General features: G+C 42.7%; 16 protein-coding genes. 1 reads left to right on the top strand and 15 read right to left on the bottom strand.

From position 1 onward, the window contains the following. The first annotated feature begins 266 nt into the window (after positions 1-266). Positions 267-1664, top strand: a complete 1398-nt coding sequence (locus tag KCG48_RS11450; RefSeq protein ID WP_211802340.1) for a relaxase/mobilization nuclease domain-containing protein — start codon at positions 267-269, stop codon at positions 1662-1664. A 135-nt stretch (positions 1665-1799) separates the two neighbouring features. Here the strand turns inward: KCG48_RS11450 and KCG48_RS11455 are convergent, their stop codons facing one another. From KCG48_RS11455 to KCG48_RS11525, 15 genes are all read right to left on the bottom strand, one after another. Then, on the bottom strand, positions 1800-3098 hold the full coding sequence (locus tag KCG48_RS11455) for a hypothetical protein (RefSeq protein ID WP_211802341.1): 1299 nt from the start codon (positions 3096-3098) through the stop codon (positions 1800-1802). A gap of 112 nt (positions 3099-3210) precedes the next feature. Beyond that, positions 3211-3633 (bottom strand): hypothetical protein, encoded by a 423-nt coding sequence (locus KCG48_RS11460; RefSeq protein ID WP_211802342.1) that lies wholly within the window; start codon positions 3631-3633, stop codon positions 3211-3213. After that, a complete protein-coding gene (locus KCG48_RS11465; protein WP_211802343.1) occupies positions 3630-4202 on the bottom strand; it encodes a hypothetical protein in 573 nt (190 codons plus the stop codon). The genes KCG48_RS11460 and KCG48_RS11465 overlap by 4 nt, the downstream gene beginning before the upstream one ends. Positions 4203-4593: 391 nt before the next feature. Then, complete coding sequence (locus tag KCG48_RS11470; protein WP_211802344.1) at positions 4594-4884, bottom strand: zinc ribbon domain-containing protein; 291 nt, start codon at positions 4882-4884, stop codon at positions 4594-4596. Then, complete coding sequence (locus KCG48_RS11475; protein WP_211802393.1) at positions 4881-8384, bottom strand: PKD domain-containing protein; 3504 nt, start codon at positions 8382-8384, stop codon at positions 4881-4883. Before KCG48_RS11475 ends, KCG48_RS11470 begins: the two co-directional genes overlap by 4 nt. 13 nt (positions 8385-8397) lie before the next feature. Continuing rightward, positions 8398-9087, bottom strand: coding sequence for a zinc-ribbon domain-containing protein (locus tag KCG48_RS11480; RefSeq protein WP_211802345.1), 690 nt, complete (start codon positions 9085-9087; stop codon positions 8398-8400). A 64-nt stretch (positions 9088-9151) separates the two neighbouring features. After that, positions 9152-9673 (bottom strand): hypothetical protein, encoded by a 522-nt coding sequence (locus tag KCG48_RS11485; RefSeq protein ID WP_211802346.1) that lies wholly within the window; start codon positions 9671-9673, stop codon positions 9152-9154. 128 nt (positions 9674-9801) lie between these two features. After that, on the bottom strand, positions 9802-11253 hold the full coding sequence (locus KCG48_RS11490; protein WP_211802347.1) for a helix-turn-helix transcriptional regulator: 1452 nt from the start codon (positions 11251-11253) through the stop codon (positions 9802-9804). A gap of 222 nt (positions 11254-11475) precedes the next feature. Next, complete coding sequence (locus tag KCG48_RS11495; protein WP_211802348.1) at positions 11476-11763, bottom strand: DUF1905 domain-containing protein; 288 nt, start codon at positions 11761-11763, stop codon at positions 11476-11478. 193 nt (positions 11764-11956) lie between these two features. Continuing rightward, positions 11957-12697, bottom strand: coding sequence for a Qat anti-phage system TatD family nuclease QatD (qatD, locus tag KCG48_RS11500; protein ID WP_211802349.1), 741 nt, complete (start codon positions 12695-12697; stop codon positions 11957-11959). Positions 12698-12741: 44 nt separating this feature from the next. Further along, complete coding sequence (gene qatC / locus KCG48_RS11505; protein ID WP_211802350.1) at positions 12742-14097, bottom strand: Qat anti-phage system QueC-like protein QatC; 1356 nt, start codon at positions 14095-14097, stop codon at positions 12742-12744. Between the two features lie 3 nt (positions 14098-14100). Beyond that, positions 14101-14916: a Qat anti-phage system associated protein QatB gene (qatB, locus tag KCG48_RS11510; RefSeq protein ID WP_211802351.1), complete on the bottom strand. Its 816-nt coding sequence runs from the start codon at positions 14914-14916 to the stop codon at positions 14101-14103. Between the two features lie 10 nt (positions 14917-14926). After that, entirely contained in the window at positions 14927-16867 is a 1941-nt protein-coding gene (qatA, locus tag KCG48_RS11515; RefSeq protein WP_211802352.1) for a Qat anti-phage system ATPase QatA, read from the bottom strand. A gap of 102 nt (positions 16868-16969) precedes the next feature. Beyond that, positions 16970-19723: a phospholipase D-like domain-containing anti-phage protein gene (locus KCG48_RS11520; RefSeq protein ID WP_211802353.1), complete on the bottom strand. Its 2754-nt coding sequence runs from the start codon at positions 19721-19723 to the stop codon at positions 16970-16972. 14 nt (positions 19724-19737) lie between these two features. Next, positions 19738-22620: an anti-phage-associated DUF1156 domain-containing protein gene (locus KCG48_RS11525; RefSeq protein WP_211802354.1), complete on the bottom strand. Its 2883-nt coding sequence runs from the start codon at positions 22618-22620 to the stop codon at positions 19738-19740.

The following is a 22620-nucleotide window of genomic DNA, read 5'->3' on the forward strand; positions in this document are numbered from 1 at the left end:
ATAGTATATCACATTATAACCGAACATAACAGGACAAAATAATTAAAGTTTCGTGAACGATAAAGATCCCTGAAATCCGCTCAAATGAACGGACCTCAGGGATCTTTAGTTTCAGATTCGTCGCTTAACGCCAAAACTCAGGTGGTTGAGCTGCTTGGTGTATTCAATGATTCTCTGAAAGCTATTTGAGAAAAGAAAGTATAATCCTGTGACGGCGCGGTAGAGCAATCTGCTACGCCTTTTTATTTTGGAAGGAGGTGTCCGCTGTGGCAACCACGAGATTAATCCCCATGCACGTCATCAAAGGTCAGACCGTGGCCCACACGGTACATGAACGCCTTTCCTATGCCATCAATCCTGATAAAACCAACAACGGACAGCTCGTCAAGGCCTATGGCTGCGAACCGGAAACCGCTGCCGGAGAGATGCTGCTTTGCAAGAAAGAATACGAGACCTACATTGGACGCAGTGAAGAGAAGAAGAGCGACATTGTTCTCTATCAGATCCGGCAGTCCTTTAAGCCAGGAGAGATCACCCCGGAGAAGGCACAGGAGATCGGCTATGAGCTGGCCATGAGTTTTGCCAAAGGCAAGTATCAATTTGTCGTCGCCACTCACACCGATCATGCCCATATCCACAATCACATCATTTTTAACTCCACATCCATTGATCATACACAGAAATTCAGAAATTTCCTTGGCTCAAGCGAAGCAATCCGGAAAATCAGCGACAAGCTTTGCCTTGAGAACGGACTCTCGATTATCGAAGCTCCAAAGCAGGGACCGTCTCATTACGGCAAGTGGCTGGGTGACAAGAAACCGCTGTCCTGGCAGGAAAAGCTGAGACAAACCATCGATACTGTCACGGCGCAAAAGCCAGCAGATTTTGATACTTTCCTCAAGCTGATGGTGGAGTCCGGATATGAAGTGAAACAGGGGCAGTATCTGGCTTTCAAAGCCGGCGGTCAGCAAAAATTCACCAGATTGCGATCCTTGGGTGAAGGATATTCTGAAGAAGAGATAAGATCTGCGATATTCGGAAAAACTGTCCACACGCCAAAAGCCAAAAGACCTTATCGTAAAAATCCGGACAAGATCAACCTTCTGGTAGACATTCAGGCCAAGCTGCAAGCAGGAAAAGGTCCTGGTTACGAGCGCTGGGCGAAGGTTTTCAATTTGAAACAGATGGCCCAGACCATCAATTTTCTGACGGAGAATAACATCACCGACTATGAAACCCTGGTTGAAAAAACAAAAGCTGCGACGGATCGTTATCACGAGCTGTCACAGCAGATCAAGGAAATAGAAAAACGGATGACTGAATTTACTGATTTGAAGAAGCATATTATCAACTATGCGAAAACGAAGGAGATATATACCGCATATCGAGAATCCGGATTTTCAGCTAAATATTTTGAGTCGAACACCGAAAACATTCTGCTTCACCAATCCGCCAAGCAAGGTTTTGACTCGATTTCATCAAGCAAGATCCCTTCAATGAGAGACCTTCAACAGGAACTGAAAACATGCTGGGAATTGAAAAAATCCACGTTCAAGGAATATTCAATCTCAAAGAAACAATTGAAAGAATCATTAACCGTTAAGTCAAATATTGATCATTTATTATCACAAAACACCGAAAACAGAAAAGAAAAGCAGCGTTAGGCAGGTACTTGATATTTTGTCTGCGTGTACCTAAGCTGCTTTTCAATTCTAGTCACTAAAACCACGTTCTGGAATGTAATCAATTACTACTCATTCCTAAATATCCGATGCGTGCAATTATTTGTACTCTGCCCTTTACTTTACAATGATTGCGCACCTGAAGCCCAAAGGATTGCCTGCCATCCCTGGCGTATTGCTGAACGTAAAGATGCCTACACCTGGATTATTGACCGTAGATCCACCTCTATGCAAAAACACAGCATTGCCAAACATAAAACTCGATTCATCACCAAACCATGATTTATATCCAACTCCACTGGAGGTTTCGAACATTGCGTCCCCTTTGATTGCTTTGTTCAGGTTGTAATTGGCTTCGTTGGTGTCGTCTGATTTATTATACGGATAAACGGTTTTATATTTATTGCTGCCGTTTGGATCGCCATCTTCCATAATGGCTTTGCCATTCAAAAGCAGGTTGTCATTGCCATTATTAATGTACGCAGCGACTCTCTCCCATAATCCGCCAGCCATGTCATACACACCATACACATTTCCCGTTGTACTTTGGCTAGCGTTTTTAACGAGAGCTTCTTGCTCAGAGGCAGCCAATCCATCGACCCCGTTCCCACCTGCTGTTACAGAAGTTGTTTTCCCATCAGAAAGCGTAGCCTTTGTGAGATTAGGTGACACTTCAATACCATTCCTCCCATACTGACTCACTGCCAAGTAGGCGACTGCGCCCCATTCACTATTTTTGATCAAGTGAGGAAAGGAGTTTTCATAAGGCAATTCCTTACTGAGGGCAAAAGCATCTCCGATGGTGATATTATTGTACGAATACACATTAGGCTTAAAAACTAGACCGTTATCGTCCTTTGCCGCTTCAAACTTTGACACCCAGAATCCAGATATCTCCGTGTCCCAGCCACCTTCACTAACTTTATTTGTAAATGCGGGGTGAACTGTAAATTCACCTGGTATTTCTTTTGAGTTTTCATCCTTGTTGGAGTTGTTTTGCAAGAATACTATTTCCACTTTTTCATTACTAATCTTGTAAGCAAATCTAGGTATCCAAACCCAGTATGATCCATCGCTGGTCTTAGCATTTGCCCATTCTCCTGATCCGGCTTCCGGTTTTTTCTTGTAGTCATACCAAGATGTGTCTTTGTCGGGATCATTCACTTCAACCCAATCGTTGTTTTCCCATTTAATGGCTTTCATACCCTCCACCAAGGCAGGTTTGTTTACGACTTTAAACTCGGATGATGCTGGAGTATTAGTATTCGTTGGGGTATTGGTAGGGGTGCTGCCATTGTTATTTGAAGTTGGATTTTGATCAGGTTGCTTTGAACAAAAAGATAAAAACAAAAGTACGCAAATCAAGAGTACTATACCCAAACCAATTGAGACCAGAAGCTTCTTATTCTTTTCCATTAGATAAATCACTCCACTTATTTTATTTGTTTGAACGACGTGCCGTCCCACTCAATGACAGCATATTCCCCGTAAACGCCTGTTATAGTCACTTCACTTATTTGCCAAATTCTCATGGTCCAGTGCCGTGCTTTGGAGCCATCAATAAAATCAAAACCCCTCCAACCAAAATTAGGATAAGAGGACCACCTCTCAGACCAGTGTCATTTTCCATTGCGTTAAAATAGGGAAAGCTATTAAAATATCTTATTCGAACAGTTGACGTGCCGTCTGCTTTCACATAAGCTCCATCCCTGATATTTCTGGCAAATCCGTCGATCTTTTTTCCGTTCAGTGAAGTAAAAGTATAACTGGTAATATAGGTATAACGACCTGGCTTACCGTCCGAGCGCTCGCCGCCTTCTCTGCGGATATCCGTGACATATGCTGTTGTTTCTTCGCCAAAAACACCCAGTGCGACACTCATTGTTCCCCATAGGATAAACACGACACCGAGCAAAGAAATGAGCATTCGAGGCATCCGTTTACTCTTCATTGATGACTCACCGGAACTGTCTGAGCTGTTTTCTGACGGATTAGTCGCTCCACCAAAATATAGTTGTCCGGCGTGCAAAACAGGACGATATTTCCTGTCCAACCACTGCGAAGCAAAACCGTGTGACTCTGCGGTTTGTATTTTACCTTTGTAACTTGGCTCCACCGAATAAAAACCTCTTGACGTGACTGCGCCAGTAATCCCGCGCCTGCGACTGTGGGCTTGCCGGTAAGGAGACCAAGAATGACTGTAAGCGAGTTGATTACGCGATTTCTTTTTGCCTGTCTTGCTTTAGTCCTGCAGAGCACGCCATTATTGTCTAATGCAAACTCCACTTCATATTTTCCTCGATAAACTAACATAATCAGCAGCCATGTCAGTATAAGCAGTAAGGCGATGAGCCCGAGAGCATATATGGTGTCTCGGCTTCCCTTCGAACTAAGTGCAATTATTAGTGCGATCAACCCGAAAGGGATGCCAATGGCAAGCCCCAGTTGTTTCAAAATGACAGAATTTTTAAATATGGATACCTTAATTTCCCATTGGAGCACATCTTGCATACTACTCATCACTCTCCATTCCTAAGCGAATTGATAAAAGCCGCTTTCAATTTCATCTAATGCGATCATGATGGCTCCGTCGACCATGAATCGAACCGATGGTCACGCTGCCCTTTATCCCGATAAGAAACAATAATGAGGCAAGAACCAGCAAGAGCAAGCCGGGTAGTATGTTCGTCTGTCCATCAGACATGTTGATATGAGGCATAAACGTGAGATAACGCACTTCAACAATCTGCGGTGGACCGCTGATCGTGCCCTTTATTCCATGAGGAAAGCTCTTCGTCACCGATCCGGAATACTCTTTTCCGTTAGAGGCTGTAAACCTGTAAAATACTTCATACCGCGTGGCATCACGGGTATTACTATCGTCCTGCCCCGGACCCACAAAGATTCTCTGTTAATAGTCGGTTACTTCACCCGTCGTTCTCTCCCCGATGATGCCAAGCGTCATCTGGCTTATGGCAAAAGCGGCTAGCAGCAGTGATAGGAGAATAGGTGTGACTATTGTTTTCAGTTTCTTCTTATGCTGGAAACCTAAACCGGTGTTTGACATATCCTGATCTTTCTCATTGGCCATTAGAATTTTCTCGCCACAGGAGAAGCAAAAGCGTTGCCCCTCCTGGTTATGTTTTCCGCATTTTTCGCAGTACAAAGCCTTAACCTCCTCTGCAAAGCTGTATTGAATCAAGGAATCTGCTTCCACTCATAAACGAAATATGTGCCATAACCGGTGCCGCCTATCCACAGCTCTTCCCGATCTCCTTCTGAGTAACCAGCGGGGATAATGGCTGAGATGGTATCGCCGATCGACTTCACATTTTTACTGCTGTATTTGACCGAAGAGTAAATTTCAAAGTGACTCTTTTTTGCCACATTGCTAAACTTTATGTTTCCCCAATCGGCACGTGCACTTCCATGGCCGTCAAAATACGAAAGGTTGTCATCAGTAAAAGCAAGATTAAAGCTTAAACTAACAGTTTCGCCGCCCTTGATCACCGTAGGTGGGACTGAGAATGTAAGTTGGGTAGCAAAGCTTTCTCCGTTGATCTGATCAGGGTCAGGATAGGTATCAGTATCACCGATATATTTCCATGTAGATGTATAGCTCCCCGGCGAGGCCGATGCGCTTACTTCATAAATCCCACCCTTGTTTGTGTTGTCGATATTTGCCTGATAGTTTTCGTTATTAGTCTCCACCAGCACCCAGGCATACGTCTGTTTGGTTTCGGAATGTGTTGGAATGGGTTCGGAGCTTACTGGTGGAACTGTAGGGATTGCCAGGTCTTTTTCCTCCAATATGATCCGCACGCTATCGGAGGAAAGTGTCTTTCCCTGCTTGTCATACAGTGTCAACTTGACAGTGTATTCACCGACTCCCTCATAGGTATGGGAAATCTCGGAAGAACTGCCACCAGCAGTCCGCTGTAGTGATGAACCTTCACCAAAATTCCATTCAAAATCATAATCTCCTGCAGGTGATGCCTTGCCTGTGAAGGAATGCTTCACCTGACTGCTATTTTTGTCCAGTTCATAACGAACAGTCGCCGGACCTGAAATTTCGACCTTTGCATCAGCTTTTATCTCCGCTGACTGGTATTCGTGAACGAGTTTCTCGCCCCTGAATATTTTGATGTTAACCGACACATTGTCAGGCGGTTGGTCTTTCATAGGAGCGTCCACCTGAAAGGCTTTACCGTTTTCCACTCGTTCGATTTCAGTCTGATAATCTATGTTGTCATTGAGAGTTACCAGGGCGGTAAAAGGTTCATCGCCTGGAGTTTGCTTTGGCAATGTCGGGGTGAACTTCAACTTATCGCTGCTTTTCAGTGTTGTATTGCCCACTTTTTTCTCGATATCCTTTTGATTGTCCCATTTTACTGTGGTCGACGATAGTACCGACTTTACGGTTTCATCAGCGTTGACCATGTTTTGATAAACAGCGACAAGCCCGAGAGATTCACCCAAGGTATAGGGGATCAGTGCATTTTTCAGACCTTCATCCGCCGAGTTTATGATGCCAACGTGAGGCTCAAAGGATTCGCGGTCAGACATTTCAAGTCCGTCGAGACGATATACGTCACCACGCATGGAGGTGGGGGTGCTTTCAAACCAGAATGAGCGCGTCAGGGCGGTTTCGTCCTTCCACATATATTCGGGCGTCAAACTATACCGGAAAATCCCCACGCCATTTTCCCGTATATCCATCGTTGAGCTGACCTTTTCCCGGGGTATCGCCTTGGTATCAAGAAGTCCACCAGCAATGACTGTCACTTCAGGCATGAAGTTGCGAGAGAAAGCTTCCCTCCAGAAGTTCAGATAGGCTGTTTCAGCTGATTCATTCAGCTTATCCTGTACATATTTGTCAAACACGACATTAATGCTTGAAACCATGCTGTAATTCGCGGTGACAGTATTCCACATCTCCTTAAAGGCATCTTTCCGCTCCGAACTACTTGGCTGCCGTGTAGCCAGAATATAATCCAAGAAAGATGATACTCCGTAATCATGGCTGCCGTTACTTGCATAGTAGGGTCGATTTGCCTCAATAGATGCATGGATCGGCGCACCAATTCCTATATTTGAACCGATAAATCGCCCAGCATACTCTGCTGTTGCCTCCATAAACCAGGCATTATTTGCAAAGAAACGGTAAACCTCAGTGGTATTTCCAGTAAAACGGTTGTCAAGAAGATCTTTAAGTCCGGTAGTTGACATGTATAGTTGCTTGAGACCAAGCGTACGGTATTGCACAGTGTGGAACAGCTCGTGAGCGCAGGTAGATACAAGATCATCTTCTGGATATTCTGAAGGCATGATGATATTACCGGTTGTGGCACTTTTAGCCTGGGCCCCGGTATTGTTGTAGCGTGGATCAATGTAGACATTGATGGGATCAGGAACAGCCTCAGTAACGGGGTTTTTTCCAGGAGAGCCTGACACAAGCCTTTTCTTTGAAAATGTAGTGACTTTGTCCGCTCCGAACAGGTCTTCATATTCCTGATAAGCGGTAGAAAAAGCTGCCGCCATGAGGTAGGCCTTATCAGTGATGGAGGGGTCGTTTTTCGCGTCAGACTCCCTGAAATACACGATTACCCGTTCATTATTATCCGTTACTCTCAAAAATTTTTCTGTCGTCGCATCTTTAACATTGACCCAGAGGTTCTGGCTGAGCTCAACGACTTCGTCTCTGGCATTCCCAAGCTTTTCAGTGGCATAATCAATTTTCTTACTGGCTTCATCAACTGTATTTTGAGCCAGCCTACCGAAGCCTGTTCGCATATCACTGACAAAGCGCCTGAAACTGCTGAAATGAGTAGTAGAAAGATAGACGCGGGCTTGCCCCTCGTCGTACCAGGTTTCGGCTGAAACCCAAAGACCTGAGAACTCATTGTAGATCTGGAAGGCCGAGTGATTCGCCTCCTCGGCGTCTGTCGCGTCAATGCCGAAATATACGGGTTTTTGAAAAAATAAATGACCACCGTCAGGGCCGGTGATTTCAAACTCGTCAGCTACAGTCCAGTATGGACTATCGTCGAACGAGGGGGCACTGTATTTATATATCACTATTTCCTGATCCTGCGTTACACTTCCTGCGGGTGCAATGAAGACAAAGCCCTCTCCCTCGACGATACTCTCCTTCGCCGGGGTCAGCATAACCCTTTTAAGCTCGGTCTTAGCATTTTCCAAAAATACGTGTTTTACGGTCTTTTTTTTGAAAAAAGGCGGATTAGCTAGTAGAATCTCTTTTTTCCCCGCAGAAATATCTTGTGGAACTAGCAATGTGATTGTTTTTTCTTCCCAATCGATGATGGGTGTATCCTTGCCGTCTATAGCAGCCCGACAATTTTCTGAATCATAATAGCCAAAGCCCTCTCCACTAATGGTGATGGCCCTGTTCGCATAAGGCTGTCCGCCTATTTCTTTGATATGTACATCAGATCCTATGGGCAGTAAATCCATTAGTCCTGGGAATTGTGTCACCAGCAGAGCGATGGCCAGCACCACAGCAACCACTGAAATAATGAGTTTTGCATGAGGAGATTTACGCTTTTTAGCAGTAGCTGGTGGTGGTGTGGGGGTATGGGTTTGCACCTTATCAGGCGATCTGTATACCTCAATGCCACAGGAGGGACAGAATTTGGCATTTGGACTCAACTGTGTGCCACAGTTTGTGCAGTATTTTTCCATAATCGAATCCTCCTTACTTTAGCAGTGGGCATTTACAACGCCAACACACATCGTCGCTTATGTCGCATAAAGTCGCGCAGGCGCTGCAAAAGATGATACTGTCATTTGATTTGTCGTACTTTTCATAAGAATTTAATCCTGCGTGATGACGTACCTGGTCGCCTACCCGAAAATAATCATAGAGTGTCGTGTCATCCTCAGCAGTGATCCTATGCGTTTTGCCATGTACATCCCGCACTAGCACTGCGTACTCAGTATAGTAGTGGATTTCATAGTCATTATTGCCGTTTCCGGTACTCTGTCGACGATTTTTCTTCTTACTGGTTTTATCAACCACAACGCCATCCCAGGTTTTACTTCTCTTCCTGGCTATGATGGTATAGAGGGAGATAATCAAGAACATGCCACCGATTCCCAGACCGATGTATAAAGCCTGCGGGTTCTCCATTTCATTGCTTGTTTCCCCGTATATATAAAAACCGAGGACTGCTGCAGCGGCCAGAAAGATGGAGAAAATGGCTGACCAACGATTGGTGTTTTTGAGATATCCGGCAAATGCTGGGTCGTGAATTCGCTTTGAGTAACCAATACTCCCAAGATTCACAGTAGGTGTAGTGTCTATAGAAGTACTAATCTGTGCTCCGCATCCTTCGCAAAATCGGGCTTTATCCAAAATAGCAGTTCCACAATGTTCACAATACATGATTATTCCTCCTGCCCGTTTGATTTTCGTGAGTCCTTCGTCTGTTTTTATAACAATCATCAAGCTATTCTGTGACGATTGGGGTGATTCCGGTTTCATATCTAAATTTCTCAATAATGCTGACGAGAACATCTCGATCCGGTCTTTGGTGCATAAGCCGGATATTCCGGACCTCCTCATCCGTACCGTAGTCGATAGAAATGAAGTCCCTTCCAATTTCAACTGCCTTTAATTTGATACCGTCTTGGTTGAATTTCACGACCTTGAATCCAAGTAAAATGCCAAACCCGGAAATAAACATTTCGATGGTTTCGAATGGCTGCGCTCCATTTATTTCCTTTTTCCTTGGATCTCGAAGGACAGCAGGCTGAATATGGAGAATTTGATTTTCGATGATTAGTTGTGCATCTTTCATTTTTTTGCTCAAAGTAAAAAATATGACCATACCAATAAGTCCTGCTGTTAATGCAAGGATAGCGTAGAAATTCCAATGCGGAGGCTGAAGGATAATCAACGTTACTAATAAGGCAGCACAAAAAAGTGAGGCTGCCAGAATACACTGTGCGTACCACGACATTTTATTCAAATTAATCCCCCCCTCGCTCGTTATGGCTTATCTTCATATTATGTTTTAAGAGCGATGTGCGCATCGCCAGGGTGGGTGATTTTAACTTAAAAACCCCTCACCATTTCGGGTGAGGGGTCTAATTATCTTCATTTTTCAGTGTTAATTGGATCTGCGTACGGGTTTTTTATATCCAGAAGAAGATTCATCAGCTCAGTCCTGCTCTGAACGCCTGCTTTCGAATAGATGTTCTTTACATGAGTTTTTATTGTGTTTTCACTTACATGCAGCTCAACAGAAATCATTTTATACGTCTTGCCTTGAATGAGCAGTGCAGCAATTTCGCCCTCGCGCTCAGTCAGCTTCTCATATGTGTTAAATTTTTGTATGAGCATAGTTTGGTCTTGGGTTGGCATTTCAATAATTGTGGTCAAATAGACATGGTTTTTAAGTAGACTGATCAGCCGAGAATGTAAGGGAGGGAGAAGGACAAGTGTAAAACACACGACCCCAAGCGCTAATAGTGTGGGGTTTTGACTTTGGGCGCTTGCGCCAGCAGTCGCGTTTCCGATAAGCCCACCGAGCAACACGCCGAGGACGTTGGCGGAGAGGCCAATGCCCATAATTCGGGCCGGATTCTTATCCAGTTCCAACATTTCGCCCAGGATGCTCCACCAAAACAGGTCGTATACACCAAAGGCCCCCAGCATAAGTGTGTTGATTACAATATATTCCGCCCATGAACGCCCCATCAGCAGGAAGGCGATGAACGAAAACCCGATCATAGCAATAGCCACGTAAAGGATATAGGATCGATTTGTTTTCCGGGGAAGATTACGCATGATGACCAGCGCTATAATGTAAGGCGCGGCTCCATACCAGCTAGTAAGCCATTCCAGATGCGCGAAGGCAGGAGCCTGAACCTGATACATTAAGCCCGCATTAATGCTGATCGCTACTATGAACAGACATAAAAATCCAAGTGGGCCTGCTTTGCTTATTCTTGTTTCGCCATCACTTGGGACCATTGGAACTTCCAATGCTTCCCCTACGGGGAGTTTAATAGCAAAAAGAAACGATGTCCCCAGCACAAGAATTGACATCCCAAGTCCTGCTTGTGGGGAAATATAAATAGTTGTCAGATTAAGCAAGATCATAAGGATATTTGAGAAAATAAGTCCGTCAGCCATTGTTTTAATGCGCTCATTTTTAGGCGTGTAGTGTTTGAAATAAAACCCCCATGCCGCCACGCAACAACCGACTAGAAATGCTGCCGAGTTCAGGGCTACTGTCCATAGAATTGAAGGCGGTTGGAAAAATGCACTGGATGCCAGAATGCAAAATGCAATGGATATAAGGATCAGCTTTTTGGCTGTGCGTATATTTTTTACAAATAAACCGCAGGCAAGCAGTCCGGCAAAATGTGCAGCCATTGTGCCGAACACAAAAGAACGGGCTGAAATGTGATGGTAATCCGCGAGTGCGTATAATATTTTCCCTTCAAACGGAAAGGCAAGAAGCCAAGAGAAAAAAAGAGAAAAGACGATAATAGACAGGCGTCGGTTGTCTATTTTAAATGTCCTATGTGTACCTTCTGACATACACCTTTCCTCCTTTCATCAATAAAAGTCTGCTTGACGGTACAATTCAACTTTGATGATATTGCTCAAACGAGCTACCGAAATATTCTGACCAGCAGCACTATTCCTTTATTTACAGATCCTTCATTCGCCCTCGATGTAATCACTTTGCTACTGAATAAAGGAATCGATGTCATCTTTAGTAAATTCCTTGAAAGATTTTGGATTTTGCCCTGAGATGTTTCAAGCATTCCAATCGTGCAAAAACAAAGTCACATTAACTGTATCTCCGCCGCTTTTACCGATTGCATCTCTGATCTTTCTATTGATCGAGATGATCTTGTCTTCATTTTTTCTTGGAGCCAAATTAATGCTTTTTATTTCATAACCAACAATTGTCCCGGACACCTTTAGAAAACCCCATTTCCCCTCAATATCTGCAGTACCTGGAATTCTAAGGTGGTATGTCCACGCTCCAAATCCTTTCTTATATTCCAATTTGAGTTCTTGATTATCAACAATCTTTATCATTATGAGTTCAGCTCCTTTCTTTAGAATTTTTCAAATAGATATATATTAATTTTACTCAAAGGCACTAAATTGTTACTTGATGAATGATTTATTCAGCTTGTAGTAATGGGTCTGGGATTCTCCCAGGATGAAAAATCAAATGTGATTTTCGCAAGTGTATTAACACTTGCATTGCTTGCCAATATCATTATCATCAAACTTCCTTCAGTAGTCGACGACTTGTTTCTGCAATTATTAACGATGTATCTTTCCCCTTCATTATGGTTAGCTCACTAATGCAACGATTCAGTACTTGCTTAAGCTGTTCAGCAGTCTTTATATCTGATATGAACGGAGCATCAGATTCCAATAATAATCGGTCGACAGGGACTTTCTGTATTATCGACCGGCCATTTGGAGAATTAAGCATATACTCATTAACCGAGAAAAAGCAGCCGAGCTCAATGGCCCTATCGAGTTGTTTTAACGACCCTGAATACCAATGCAAGATACAATTATTATGCTTAGTGCAATCGTATTTTTCTAAAATATCCAGCACATTTTTATCTGAGCGAACGGAATGGATCGATATAATCTTCATCATTGGTGAGCTCTGGCACCACCCAATGATTTGTGAAAACACCTCAATTTGTTGTTCTTTTGAACGATAGAATTGTTTATTGAAATCCAAGCCAACTTCGCCAACAAATCTGGTTGTGTGTATGTATTTTTCAACCAAGGCAAGCTCATGAATTCTTTCAGAAACAAGCTGCGGATGTAAGCCTAACGCGACTTGGACATTAGGGAAAACAGTGAGTTTTTTTTTCTCAATCTCATACGCCTTTGGCGTTGTTGTCATAGCCAATAAATTGATTCGTTCCTCCAGAGCCGCTTTGCTGAAGTTGTCCATGGATTGCATCAGATCAACGTGGCAGTGCATATCATAAATGTCCATAACCAGTCACCACCCTTACGCCTGATTTATACCCCCGCTTGCTTCTACTCACCATTATCGGAATTTTTAATTATCCATGCATCGACTTCCAAAAGCCCTCTACGATATACTTCCGACAGCTTTCGCAAATAAGCGCTATCGCCAGAAAGGGGGCCACTCTTGTGAATTAATATTTTAGCCAGTTGAGGCTGTTCTTTGATTTTTTTTATCGCGATTTGAAAAGACCGAAGTTGTACTCCTTTGCCTTTTGCGTGGTTGGCGGTAATTTCGGAAACGCTGCCAATTAAGTAAGGAGTGTTATCTCTTTCAACCCTAAATGCCTTGTTCATTGCCGCTCTACGAATGATACAAGGAACACAATACCCGCAATGTTGAGGAGTAGCACCGCTCCAGCGGGCTTTCTGCGGGGAAGAACAGGAAATGGAATCTTGAATCACTTGCATGAGAAATTCCTTGTCCAAACACTCATCAGCCATTTCTCCTTTTGTCTTATTCCAATATGGATTATGAACGGAGAATTCAATTTCTAAGCCCTGAAGCACCTGATTCCATGAATCCAAATAGAATGGATGTGTTGTCCGAGTGCTGTGCGATCCGGTGCGCAGTTCATCCAACGGTATATTTAAAGCTATCAGGCCATTTTCGGGAACTTCCAGGGTAGATACACCTTTCATCCCACTCATGGCAAAGACACCAAATGCTATAAACAAAAAAGACCGGCTTCTCGTTGTGTTTTCATTTCCTCCGCCAGGAATTAGGTTTTTCTCAAAGACCATCCATAAATCGAGATATAGTGGATTAAGATCGGGATATTTATCTTTTAAATGAGATAACAACTTACTTTGGGCGTTCTTTGTGTGAGAGTCACCCGCATGACTTATAAGCGCAGTTTTATTCATGTTTTCCAAGTGATTGATAGTCCCAATCAAGCTGTCCATTCCGCCTGAAAAAAGGGTAACGGCGTCAAATTTCGGCGGTGGAGTTTCATCCTCTGATTTTGCCGAAAGTTTCTCATCTCTTTTGATGAATGATATTGACCATCTGTCTCCCGTAAGAAAATTAAGCATCCTTATAAACAATTCTTCAAGCGGCTTCCACTTTTCAAAATTATAAACAGGTATTGCAATGGCGATTTCTCTTGTCCAACTATCTTGCGAGTGGAGCCCACGTGAAATTCGTGTATCGGCCAGATAAACTAAACCCGCGAGGCAGAGAATATCAATGCCATCTTCGGTTGGATAAATGCCATTATCCCTAAGGATTTTCAAAGAGTGATCTATTCCATAACGAAAGGCGTTATCGTTATCCCTGAAAGGTATGGCAACTTCCACGTAATCTTCTTTGTTCGTCAGGATGACTTCTTTGGAAGTATAATCACCAATTAGAAAGTATCTATTCATGCGCTATTCCTCCAGTTCTGACAAAATATCATATGCTGTGTGATATATAGTATCAACAATGGTTTTTGTTAGCGATGTATCTATAGCCTTAATATCTATATTAAGTTTGGAAACAGCGTCTGAAACTGCGCCCTTAATGAATTCCTTGATTTGCTCTTGGATGCTTTCGACTTGTGCGACATCTTTAGGCAAGGCAAATAGCTTGTTTCCGATATCATTTACGAGCCGCCCCTCTATGACATTAGCCATATAAATTTCCGCAAAGACGAGGAATTCAGGCGGAGTAAGGTCTTCAAAAGGTTTGTTCTCCCAATCGGGTAAAGTGTAAAGCGCTTCAATATACGAGTTTCTGGCAATTCCTTCATCAGTGCTCCCTCCGTCGGGACAGACAAAGTCCATTATTTGTACCAGAACGTCAGACGCGCTTTTCCCGATAATATCTCCAAGTTTGTAATCTCTGCTTGTAGCCTCTACGCCACGATTCGCGAAACTGTTAAATACAGAAAGTAGACGAGTGGTGCTGTTTCGGGCTGAACCCAACCGAGTGGTCGCGTTTTGCGAACCTCCCAATGAGTGCCTCACGTAATTAGACGCGGCCCGATGCAAATGTCCGCTCCCGTTTCCACCGCTATTCACATAGCGCGTAAAGCTACCGCGAGGCGCCGAAAAGCGTTTAGTGTCAGCCGGCTGCGGTTGCGCTGGCTGTGATTGGTTTGGTTGAGATTGTTCTGGATTTTGATCATCATCATTATCGCTCAGCCAAGACGGAACCAGCGGCGTATTTCCGCTTTGGCCTCGGTTACTTGTCGATGTTCCCATTTCATGTGCCTCACTTCCTCAGAGTTTTCAACGCAGCCTTAACAAAATCGGTTCCTTCTTTAGACAGGTTTTCAAAATATGCATTCAAACTTGCTTTTGCTTTTTCTGAAGTCACGCATTTATCCCAACCGGTACAAATCCATGCTCCAACGCTCTTGCGATCAAAAGTCTCTATCAGACTTATCAGAGATGGTTCTAATTCACCATGAAGGGTAACAAGCGCCTTAGCACCCTCGATTCCAGCAGGCTTATTAGCGATGCCGCCATTCCGGGAGATTTTTGCACATAGAATCTCAAAGACTATTTTAGCGTCTGATGTGGATAATGCCTTAATATCATCATTTGCGCTTGCTACATTCATTTCATTGCCCATCAGCTTACTGATAAGGTTCCGGAGTTGTTCGGATTTGACTTGTGCGAAGAAAAAGTCTTCTTTTTCTTTACTGGCGAAAAAATATGGACGCAAGTCGATTTCACCCAGGTGAGGTTCGATTGATACCCATGCGGTAAAATCAGCGTTGTTCTCCCACGATTCCAAGTCTTTGTTTCTTTCGGGCTTGGATATTAATGTAGTTGTTTTTGGCTTATCTGCCTTTGATATTTCAGCGCCCTCATCCAATGGCGTTTCTTCCTTAAAAGGTTCGGTGACTTGAAGCTCATAGGTACGAAGCAGAGAACACTTCCCATTGTCATCCGTTAACGCGGCTATTTTTTTATATTCGTCTACAAAGAAGTATTCCGCGAGCATCATCTTTGCCAGTATAGGGATTTGAATGGAATCTCCAAATCCCCTTGCTGTAGCGATTTTATCTCGCAACAATAACATGTTTATAAAACGCTTGATTTTTCGTGGATTACCTTGAGTGTTTTTAGCCAATATATCTGCTATTTGGTTTGATACAGTTATCTCATTTGTTACAGATGTAAAAGTCTCGCCAAGAGCCACCTTAATTTGTTCATTCGTAAAGCCTAAGTTCTCCCACGGCTTTTTCATCTTGTCGATCGCGACCGCTAATAGCTTATCGAACTCCGGGCTATCCTCTTTTAAACAAGATCCTATCAAAAGCAAGGTTATGTACATTCCGGACTCGATTTCACCCAATGCAGGGATACGAAACGGCACTTGAATCAGCTTTTCAAGGTATCGCTTCGAGTATTCGAATCCTGTCCGAATGTTGTCGTCTTCGGGTAGGTCAGGGAAGTGATTGCGAACCGCATACTCAATCATAGCTTCATCCGCCGCTATAACGAAGGCCGTAGACTTTGAGAACATAAACAGGCGGACAGCCTCCAGTGTCTCGATTGTGACCTTGGGCAGACATCTGTCCAAATCATCAATGAGTACCACGAGCTTTTTAATCTTTGATTCTTCCAGCAACTCATCAAAAGACTTTTGGAATTCAGAAAATTCCTTTGCCAGGGAATTATCCTCAAACACTTTGGCGTCCATAAGATATTGCCCAACACTATCAATGGCAGTCGTTACTTTTTCTTTATCGGATACCGAGCCCTTGAGGTAATCTAAGATGTTGCTTAATAAGCCAACAGGGGGAAAGCCAGTAGAGGCGGAAAAAGCAACACTACCCGCCGCTTTGGCGACACTAAGCCAGTTTATGTTTTTCCATAGCTTTTTTAATATGTCCTTAGCCTTTTCGGTCGGTTTCCGCTTTTCCGCCAATTCGGATACAACCGCGCTCATCAAAGCGATTTTGGCATCCTCGAAACCCTGATGTTTCCAACCGTTGAAGCGTATGCACTCAATGCCGTCTTTCTTTTCTGAAAGCTCATCCTCAACCATCGCCAAGATGCTTGATTTACCGGCACCCCAATCCCCGTGAATCCCTATAGAGATTGGACGGTCGTCACACTCTTTAATGAGTTCAGCAACTGTTTTTGCAATAGCGTGATTATTTAGCATATCAATTCTTGTTTCATTATCTGACAGAATCAAACCGACACCTCCAATTTAAGATCTTGTTGAGATATTCTTAGTCCTCTAATACGGTTCTCATTTCCGAAACAAGTCAAGTTTCAAGTTTTGAGAGGGATTTTCCTACCATCCAATCAACAACTGCTTTAGCTTTTCATCATGATCCAAGACAAATGTACTTGCTTCCCAATCTTCTGTTGCAGGTATTTTTGTCTCGTATTTGATTGTAAATGGATTTTGGTCCGGAACTTTGTCGATGCGCTCTTTTGCCTCTTCAATGTTATTCAAGGCAACGTCAATCCAAACATCCTCTAATGTATCCGGGATTTGTCCGAACATATCTTTGATGTTTTTTAGTCTGGCAGATAATACTGTGTGGACCTTATCTTCAACAGAGTCTTTATATCGCATGTTGAAAATTTTTACTTTGGGAGCGACTTGGCCTATCCGCTGGATACGACCTTTTCTCTGCTCTAGCCTTGTCGGATTCCAAGGCAAGTCAAGATTAATCAGTGTACTGAGCGTCTGGAGGTTAAGACCTTCGCTGGCTGCATCAGTCCCGACGAGGATCTTAACTTCATGGTTTTTTACTTTGGCCTTGATACTGTCTTTTGAGTCTTTGCGAAAAGTACCGTTGAGAAAATATCCGGATTTATCTCCGCCTGCATAGAGTCCAATCACATCATCGGATAGATCTTTCGAAAGTTTTTCAGCCACGAAATAAGCGCTATCATAGTATTGAGAGAATATAATACAGCCGCTATCCTTCCAGGGCTTATCACTTTCATCAATACCATTTCTTAGAATATCGAGGACCTTGATATACTTAGGATCGTTATCATGATTAAGGGAAAGCATTTTTACGAGTTCGCGAAGACATTCGGTTTCAGCATCCGTTAGATTCTTTACCTCGCTGACACTTTCTTCAAAATCATCGTCTTCCTCAAAAATTACATCAAATTCATCCTGCAATATTTCTTTTCCAGCCTCTGTCCAGGCAAGCATTTTCTTCGCTGTATTATCACCAGCGATGATCGTGCTCCCAATACGCTTCAATATAAGAGTTGACATAAAGCCGCCCGCCTTGACGCGGGATGAAAGCAAGGTGCAAAATTCCTGTGCCTTTGAGTAGGCTTGCCTCAAATATCCCTCGAGGGGGATTGCGCCATCGTCGCCCTCGCCGTATAGTTCGACCAGAATTCTTTTAAGGTAGGTCTCACCGCTCGCTGGATTGATTGTATTCTCAAGAAAATCCCTTGTTCGCCTCACGATATGGCGAATAAACGGATTGTAGTTTGCTATAAATTCGTCCGTGGTATATAAAGTCCGGATGCTATCCTTCTTTGAGCCCGAAAGGGATGCGTAATAATCAGCAGGCAAGACATAGGTTTTATCGGAAATATCAAGCCTGTCCCGAATGCGGTTTACTCTATCTTGTGCTGACGGAGTTTTGGTTGGTAGGGGATTTCGAATGATGTCCCACATTGTGATTTCGCTCTCTGGATAAGGCTCTTTCCCACAAACCATATCAAGCATCAATTGGGGCTTTTTATGCCATTCACTATACATGTCACCCATAACCTTGAAGGTCGGGAGACTTAAAGCATTTATCAGATCAAATGCTTCAATAGGATGAATCTGCACCGGAGTAGCTGTTGCCAAGAGAAGACTCTTGGTCTTAAAAGTAATCGCATTAAGAAATTGTAATAGATAATTTGGATCTGCCTTGTGCTTGTTAGGATCTTTAGTTGGATTTCGACGTCGTGCGCGGTGCGCTTCATCGAGAATGACACATTCAAATTCTTTCTGAGCAAGCAATTCAGCGGCTTCTGTTCTTCTTGACACAAGGCCTTGTGAGATGATGCCTACTCGTCTCGGGCATTTAAGTATGGATCTAACACTATCGGCTTGATAGAAATAACCATTTTCATCTTGCCAACCTGAACCGGTCCAAACAGCACTTGGCATATCTAGCAGTGTCTTCATTTCGTCCTGCCACTGCCATACAAGAGTTTTGGGCACAATAATCAAAACTGGCTTATCACCATAGAGAGCCATTAATTTTGCAGACATTGCAAGCTGCAGAGTCTTTCCCAGCCCAACCTGGTCAGCGAGAAGATACCGAGCACCACCATCCTTTTTGTGCTCTCTGAAAGCAAGCTCGACAAAATATTTTTGGTGTTCCCAAAGACCAAATTCTTTTCGATAAACCGGTTCCTCGACTGCAGCTGAAGGGACCACTTCATCGGAATTTTCTCTCCAGTCTTTCAGACCGATGACAATACGCTTTGAAATTCTGTTGAGGTCGTTGACAATAAAATCAGCCAGGTTCACTGCATATTGACTATTCCAGAAATAATCAAATTCATCTTGAACCCATTTTACAGATTCCTCTGAATCATCTTCCCACAGCATTTCGTAATTTAGTGTATAGGCGCTCTTAGTTTCATTGATACTCCCGAGAAAAGAGGTTTTAGAGCCATCTTTATAAGTGATTACTCCAGCCTTTCCGTGCATAAGACCAAAAACTTGGTCAGGAATCACTCGGATTTCAAGCTTTCCATTGCTCAGCAAACGATAAAGAGAAGAAAGACGGATACTGCTTTCAGGTGAAGTATATTTTTCTTCTGGAGAGAATTCGCACCATTCCTGTTTCATTTTTTGGGCATAGTTAGCCACTGCAATATCTTCCGGCAGAAGTCCGGAATTACAAATAACACGGACTTTGCCTTCCACGTTTTCAATGCTTTCTCCAGCAACTTCAAGAATGGAGGAGCAAAAATAACCGGCGATCCTGTCGTAAGATACTGCATTCTTCAGTTTTTCATTCAAAAATTGCTGATCTAACTTATGTCTCCTTGAAGAATAGCGATTCATAGACTATTCCCCCTTTAAATGCTGTCGTTGGTAACAAGTGAATGTAACAAATCAGCCATTGTTGCGCTTTGCTCCCAGTGCGGAGTCATATTATCAATGTCCTTGGTATCTTTGATGAAGCTAAGTAGCTGTTTGATCATGTCTCGTTTATCCCAATAATTCGGCAACTCATTTTTTATATAGCCGAGCGCTCTTGATGGATTTTCATCTTCCTTGATTCCTGTATAAATTCCCATAAATACTGTCCGAAGCAGTGAGTTTTCGAAATCAGGTACTTCACTAATGGTTCTACCAGCCATCTCAACTGGAGTTTTAAGTCTTGCAGTATTGGCCTTTTCGCTAGCCATCATTTGACCATATCCACCTATGTTGAAGCCTCTTGCAAACTCTTGATAAGTGCTAATCTGATAATTACCGTGTTTTTCGCTTTCGAGACCTTTAATATAAAACTTCTCAGCATTTGATAGGTCTTTCCACAGATAGCTTTCAAATTCTAAAGGTATGACACAATCATAAGCAATTTTTTTAGCTGCCTCGATTATTTTTACAATGCTGCTTTGAGCAGGATTATTTATGGCCAAATTTAATTCGTAATCAAGGTCAAGGTCTTCGATAGTTTTATATGATGTCAATACCTTAAGTGATGCTGCATAGGCTGCCAGTACAAAATCTGGATCGGTAAAATTAGGTTCCTCTTTATTTTCAAGTTCTAACATGCTAGCAATTTGTCTTCTAACTTCGGCTCGAATGTCGGCATTTATTTCATCTAAAAATGCCATGTCATCGCCAGTTTGCTTTCGTAGAACGAGAAGTACGGTCCCCTTTACATAGTTTCCATCTTTCAAACCACCACTTTCGGTTTCAGTAGCGATGTTCCAAGCAGCAGTAACTCTCAGACCCGATTTCCACATTATTAAAGCAAGCTGCGCCCATACTGCTGGATCACTATGTGTAAACATAACGACTTGCATTCCATCATCTGGCATATGGTTTGTTAGGTTCGAATAAATATCGATCATTGTATGGGAGAAATGGTTATCACCTTTCACCGCTAAGATGCGCTTAGAATCGGTATACCATTGTGGGAAAATCTCTTGCAATAGACGTTTATCCCATGCTAAAAAATACTCCGATAATTCATGGTAATTCACAGCATCTGCATATGGCGGATCTGTAATCCAAAAATCTGATATGGTATTAACGTCACGTGCATCTGTTATTTCGACTAGAGAATTTTTATAAGTTTGATTTTGGTTAATTGCATAGAACCAAGTTGTATCAATTGCTGCTGAACTTCTACAACCATAATTAAACAGTGTGTTAAGAGCTTGAGTCGTGAAGGTGTTCTGCAGTTTCTCATTGCCAATACCGGCGTTCCAAATACAAAGTTTTGAATTCCAATCAACACATTTGTTGATACCAAGTAGCCCCACAACTTTGTTTTTTGTATTTTTTTCTTTTTCAACTGCAGATAATAAAGTTTTCCCAATCAAAAGTTGTCGCGCATTAAATAGATGATTCCAGTGTGTCCAACCTCGTTCTCTGATAACCTGATCAGTATTATATCCGCTTTCTATTGCCATACTTGGGACAAGCCCTTGTTCCTGCCAACTTACAATATTCTCTGAAACAATTTGTTTCACATTTAATTCATTTGCCAAATCTCGTTCATTAGGAGCACGATAATATCTCTGTCCATCTTTTGTTTCGTACTTAATGGCATACAGTCGTTCATTGTATATATCATCCTCTAGAAAATCAAAGTCGGATTTCTCCCATTGTCGTAAACCAGATACTGTATTGCTGTTTTGATCAACTCGATCTCCACGCAAGATAGAAATAGGAGTAGTCATACTACAGTTTGGGCATACTAGACCTTTGCTTGTTATTGTGCCCTCTGAAGCAATTTGCATTTCTTTCGATGAGGCTGCCATTTTTATACTAATGTCATATCTATTCCCATTTTTCGAAAGAATAGCTACCGTCTTTGTTCCTTTCCCGATTAACCACGAAGGAGCTAGGGGTACTTTAATTCCGCATTCCGGGCATTTTGCTTCAACACAATACAGATAGCTAAGGGCTCTGTCTCCATTTTCATTATGTTCAATACCTAATTTTGACATCTCGGCATTAACTGAATTAAATATCTTTTCTTGAAATGACTTCATCTCTATTACTTCATCATCATTTGAGCCAAGAATGTGTATGTTTGCCCAGGTAAGTAGACCCGCAATTGGATTTAAATCACTTCCATAAGCCTTTGCACCAATTCTGGCAGCTTCAAAAGGAATGCTTCCGCCTCCAGAAAAACAGTCACCAACAGTAATTAACCGGCCATACCTTTGCATTGAAAGTTGTTCGACAAGTTCATTTAATGATTTGGCGCTTGTTCCGAGGTGATGATTGATTGCATTCCAACTGTCCTTCCGAAGCGTCTCAAGTTGTTCAGGACGCACGCAATACTTCAGCTTGTCATCATAACCCAGCGTTTTGAATAACCGCATTTCAATGTCATTTTTGTCTTGCCCATTGCGAATTTTGACTTTTGCTCCATCTACTTCAAACCATTCATTTAGAAACTGTCTAAAATGCTTGTTGCCCTGGGCGATCTCGTAAAGTTCTTTTGCAGACAACGATTTTTGTTTTCGATCTATTAGTCCGTCATTATCCATCGATAATATTTTAAGAAAAATATCCATATCAGCCTTAGGATTATCACTGCAGGGCATAAGACAACCTAAAATTGCAGCTCTGACTAGAATTAGGGGCTTTCGTCCCCACCACTTTCCAAGGCCGGTTAAAGTTTGACCATTATTAGCTTTTCTCTCTTTGTAGCTTTCTTTGCTTACTTTACTCACAGGAAACTGCTTTTCAATAAATGACATCTGATTGTCCAA

Origin of the sequence: Proteiniclasticum sediminis (assembly GCF_018128025.1) — a bacterium.
GTDB classification, from domain to species: Bacteria; Bacillota; Clostridia; order Clostridiales; family Clostridiaceae; genus Proteiniclasticum; species Proteiniclasticum sediminis.

Bases quoted from the DNA above. Each gene is read 5' to 3' on its own strand.
- KCG48_RS11455 (WP_211802341.1), bottom strand. From the start codon at position 3,098: ATGGAAAAGAATAAGAAGCTTCTGGTCTCAATTGGTTTGGGTATAGTA.
- KCG48_RS11460 (WP_211802342.1), bottom strand. From the start codon at position 3,633: ATGAAGAGTAAACGGATGCCTCGAATGCTCATTTCTTTGCTCGGTGTC.
- KCG48_RS11465 (WP_211802343.1), bottom strand. From the start codon at position 4,202: ATGAGTAGTATGCAAGATGTGCTCCAATGGGAAATTAAGGTATCCATA.
- KCG48_RS11475 (WP_211802393.1), bottom strand. From the start codon at position 8,384: ATGGAAAAATACTGCACAAACTGTGGCACACAGTTGAGTCCAAATGCC.
- KCG48_RS11480 (WP_211802345.1), bottom strand. From the start codon at position 9,087: ATGTATTGTGAACATTGTGGAACTGCTATTTTGGATAAAGCCCGATTT.
- KCG48_RS11490 (WP_211802347.1), bottom strand. From the start codon at position 11,253: ATGTCAGAAGGTACACATAGGACATTTAAAATAGACAACCGACGCCTG.
- KCG48_RS11495 (WP_211802348.1), bottom strand. From the start codon at position 11,763: ATGATAAAGATTGTTGATAATCAAGAACTCAAATTGGAATATAAGAAA.
- qatD (WP_211802349.1), bottom strand. From the start codon at position 12,697: ATGGACATTTATGATATGCACTGCCACGTTGATCTGATGCAATCCATG.
- qatC (WP_211802350.1), bottom strand. From the start codon at position 14,097: ATGAATAGATACTTTCTAATTGGTGATTATACTTCCAAAGAAGTCATC.
- qatB (WP_211802351.1), bottom strand. From the start codon at position 14,916: ATGGGAACATCGACAAGTAACCGAGGCCAAAGCGGAAATACGCCGCTG.
- KCG48_RS11520 (WP_211802353.1), bottom strand. From the start codon at position 19,723: ATGAATCGCTATTCTTCAAGGAGACATAAGTTAGATCAGCAATTTTTG.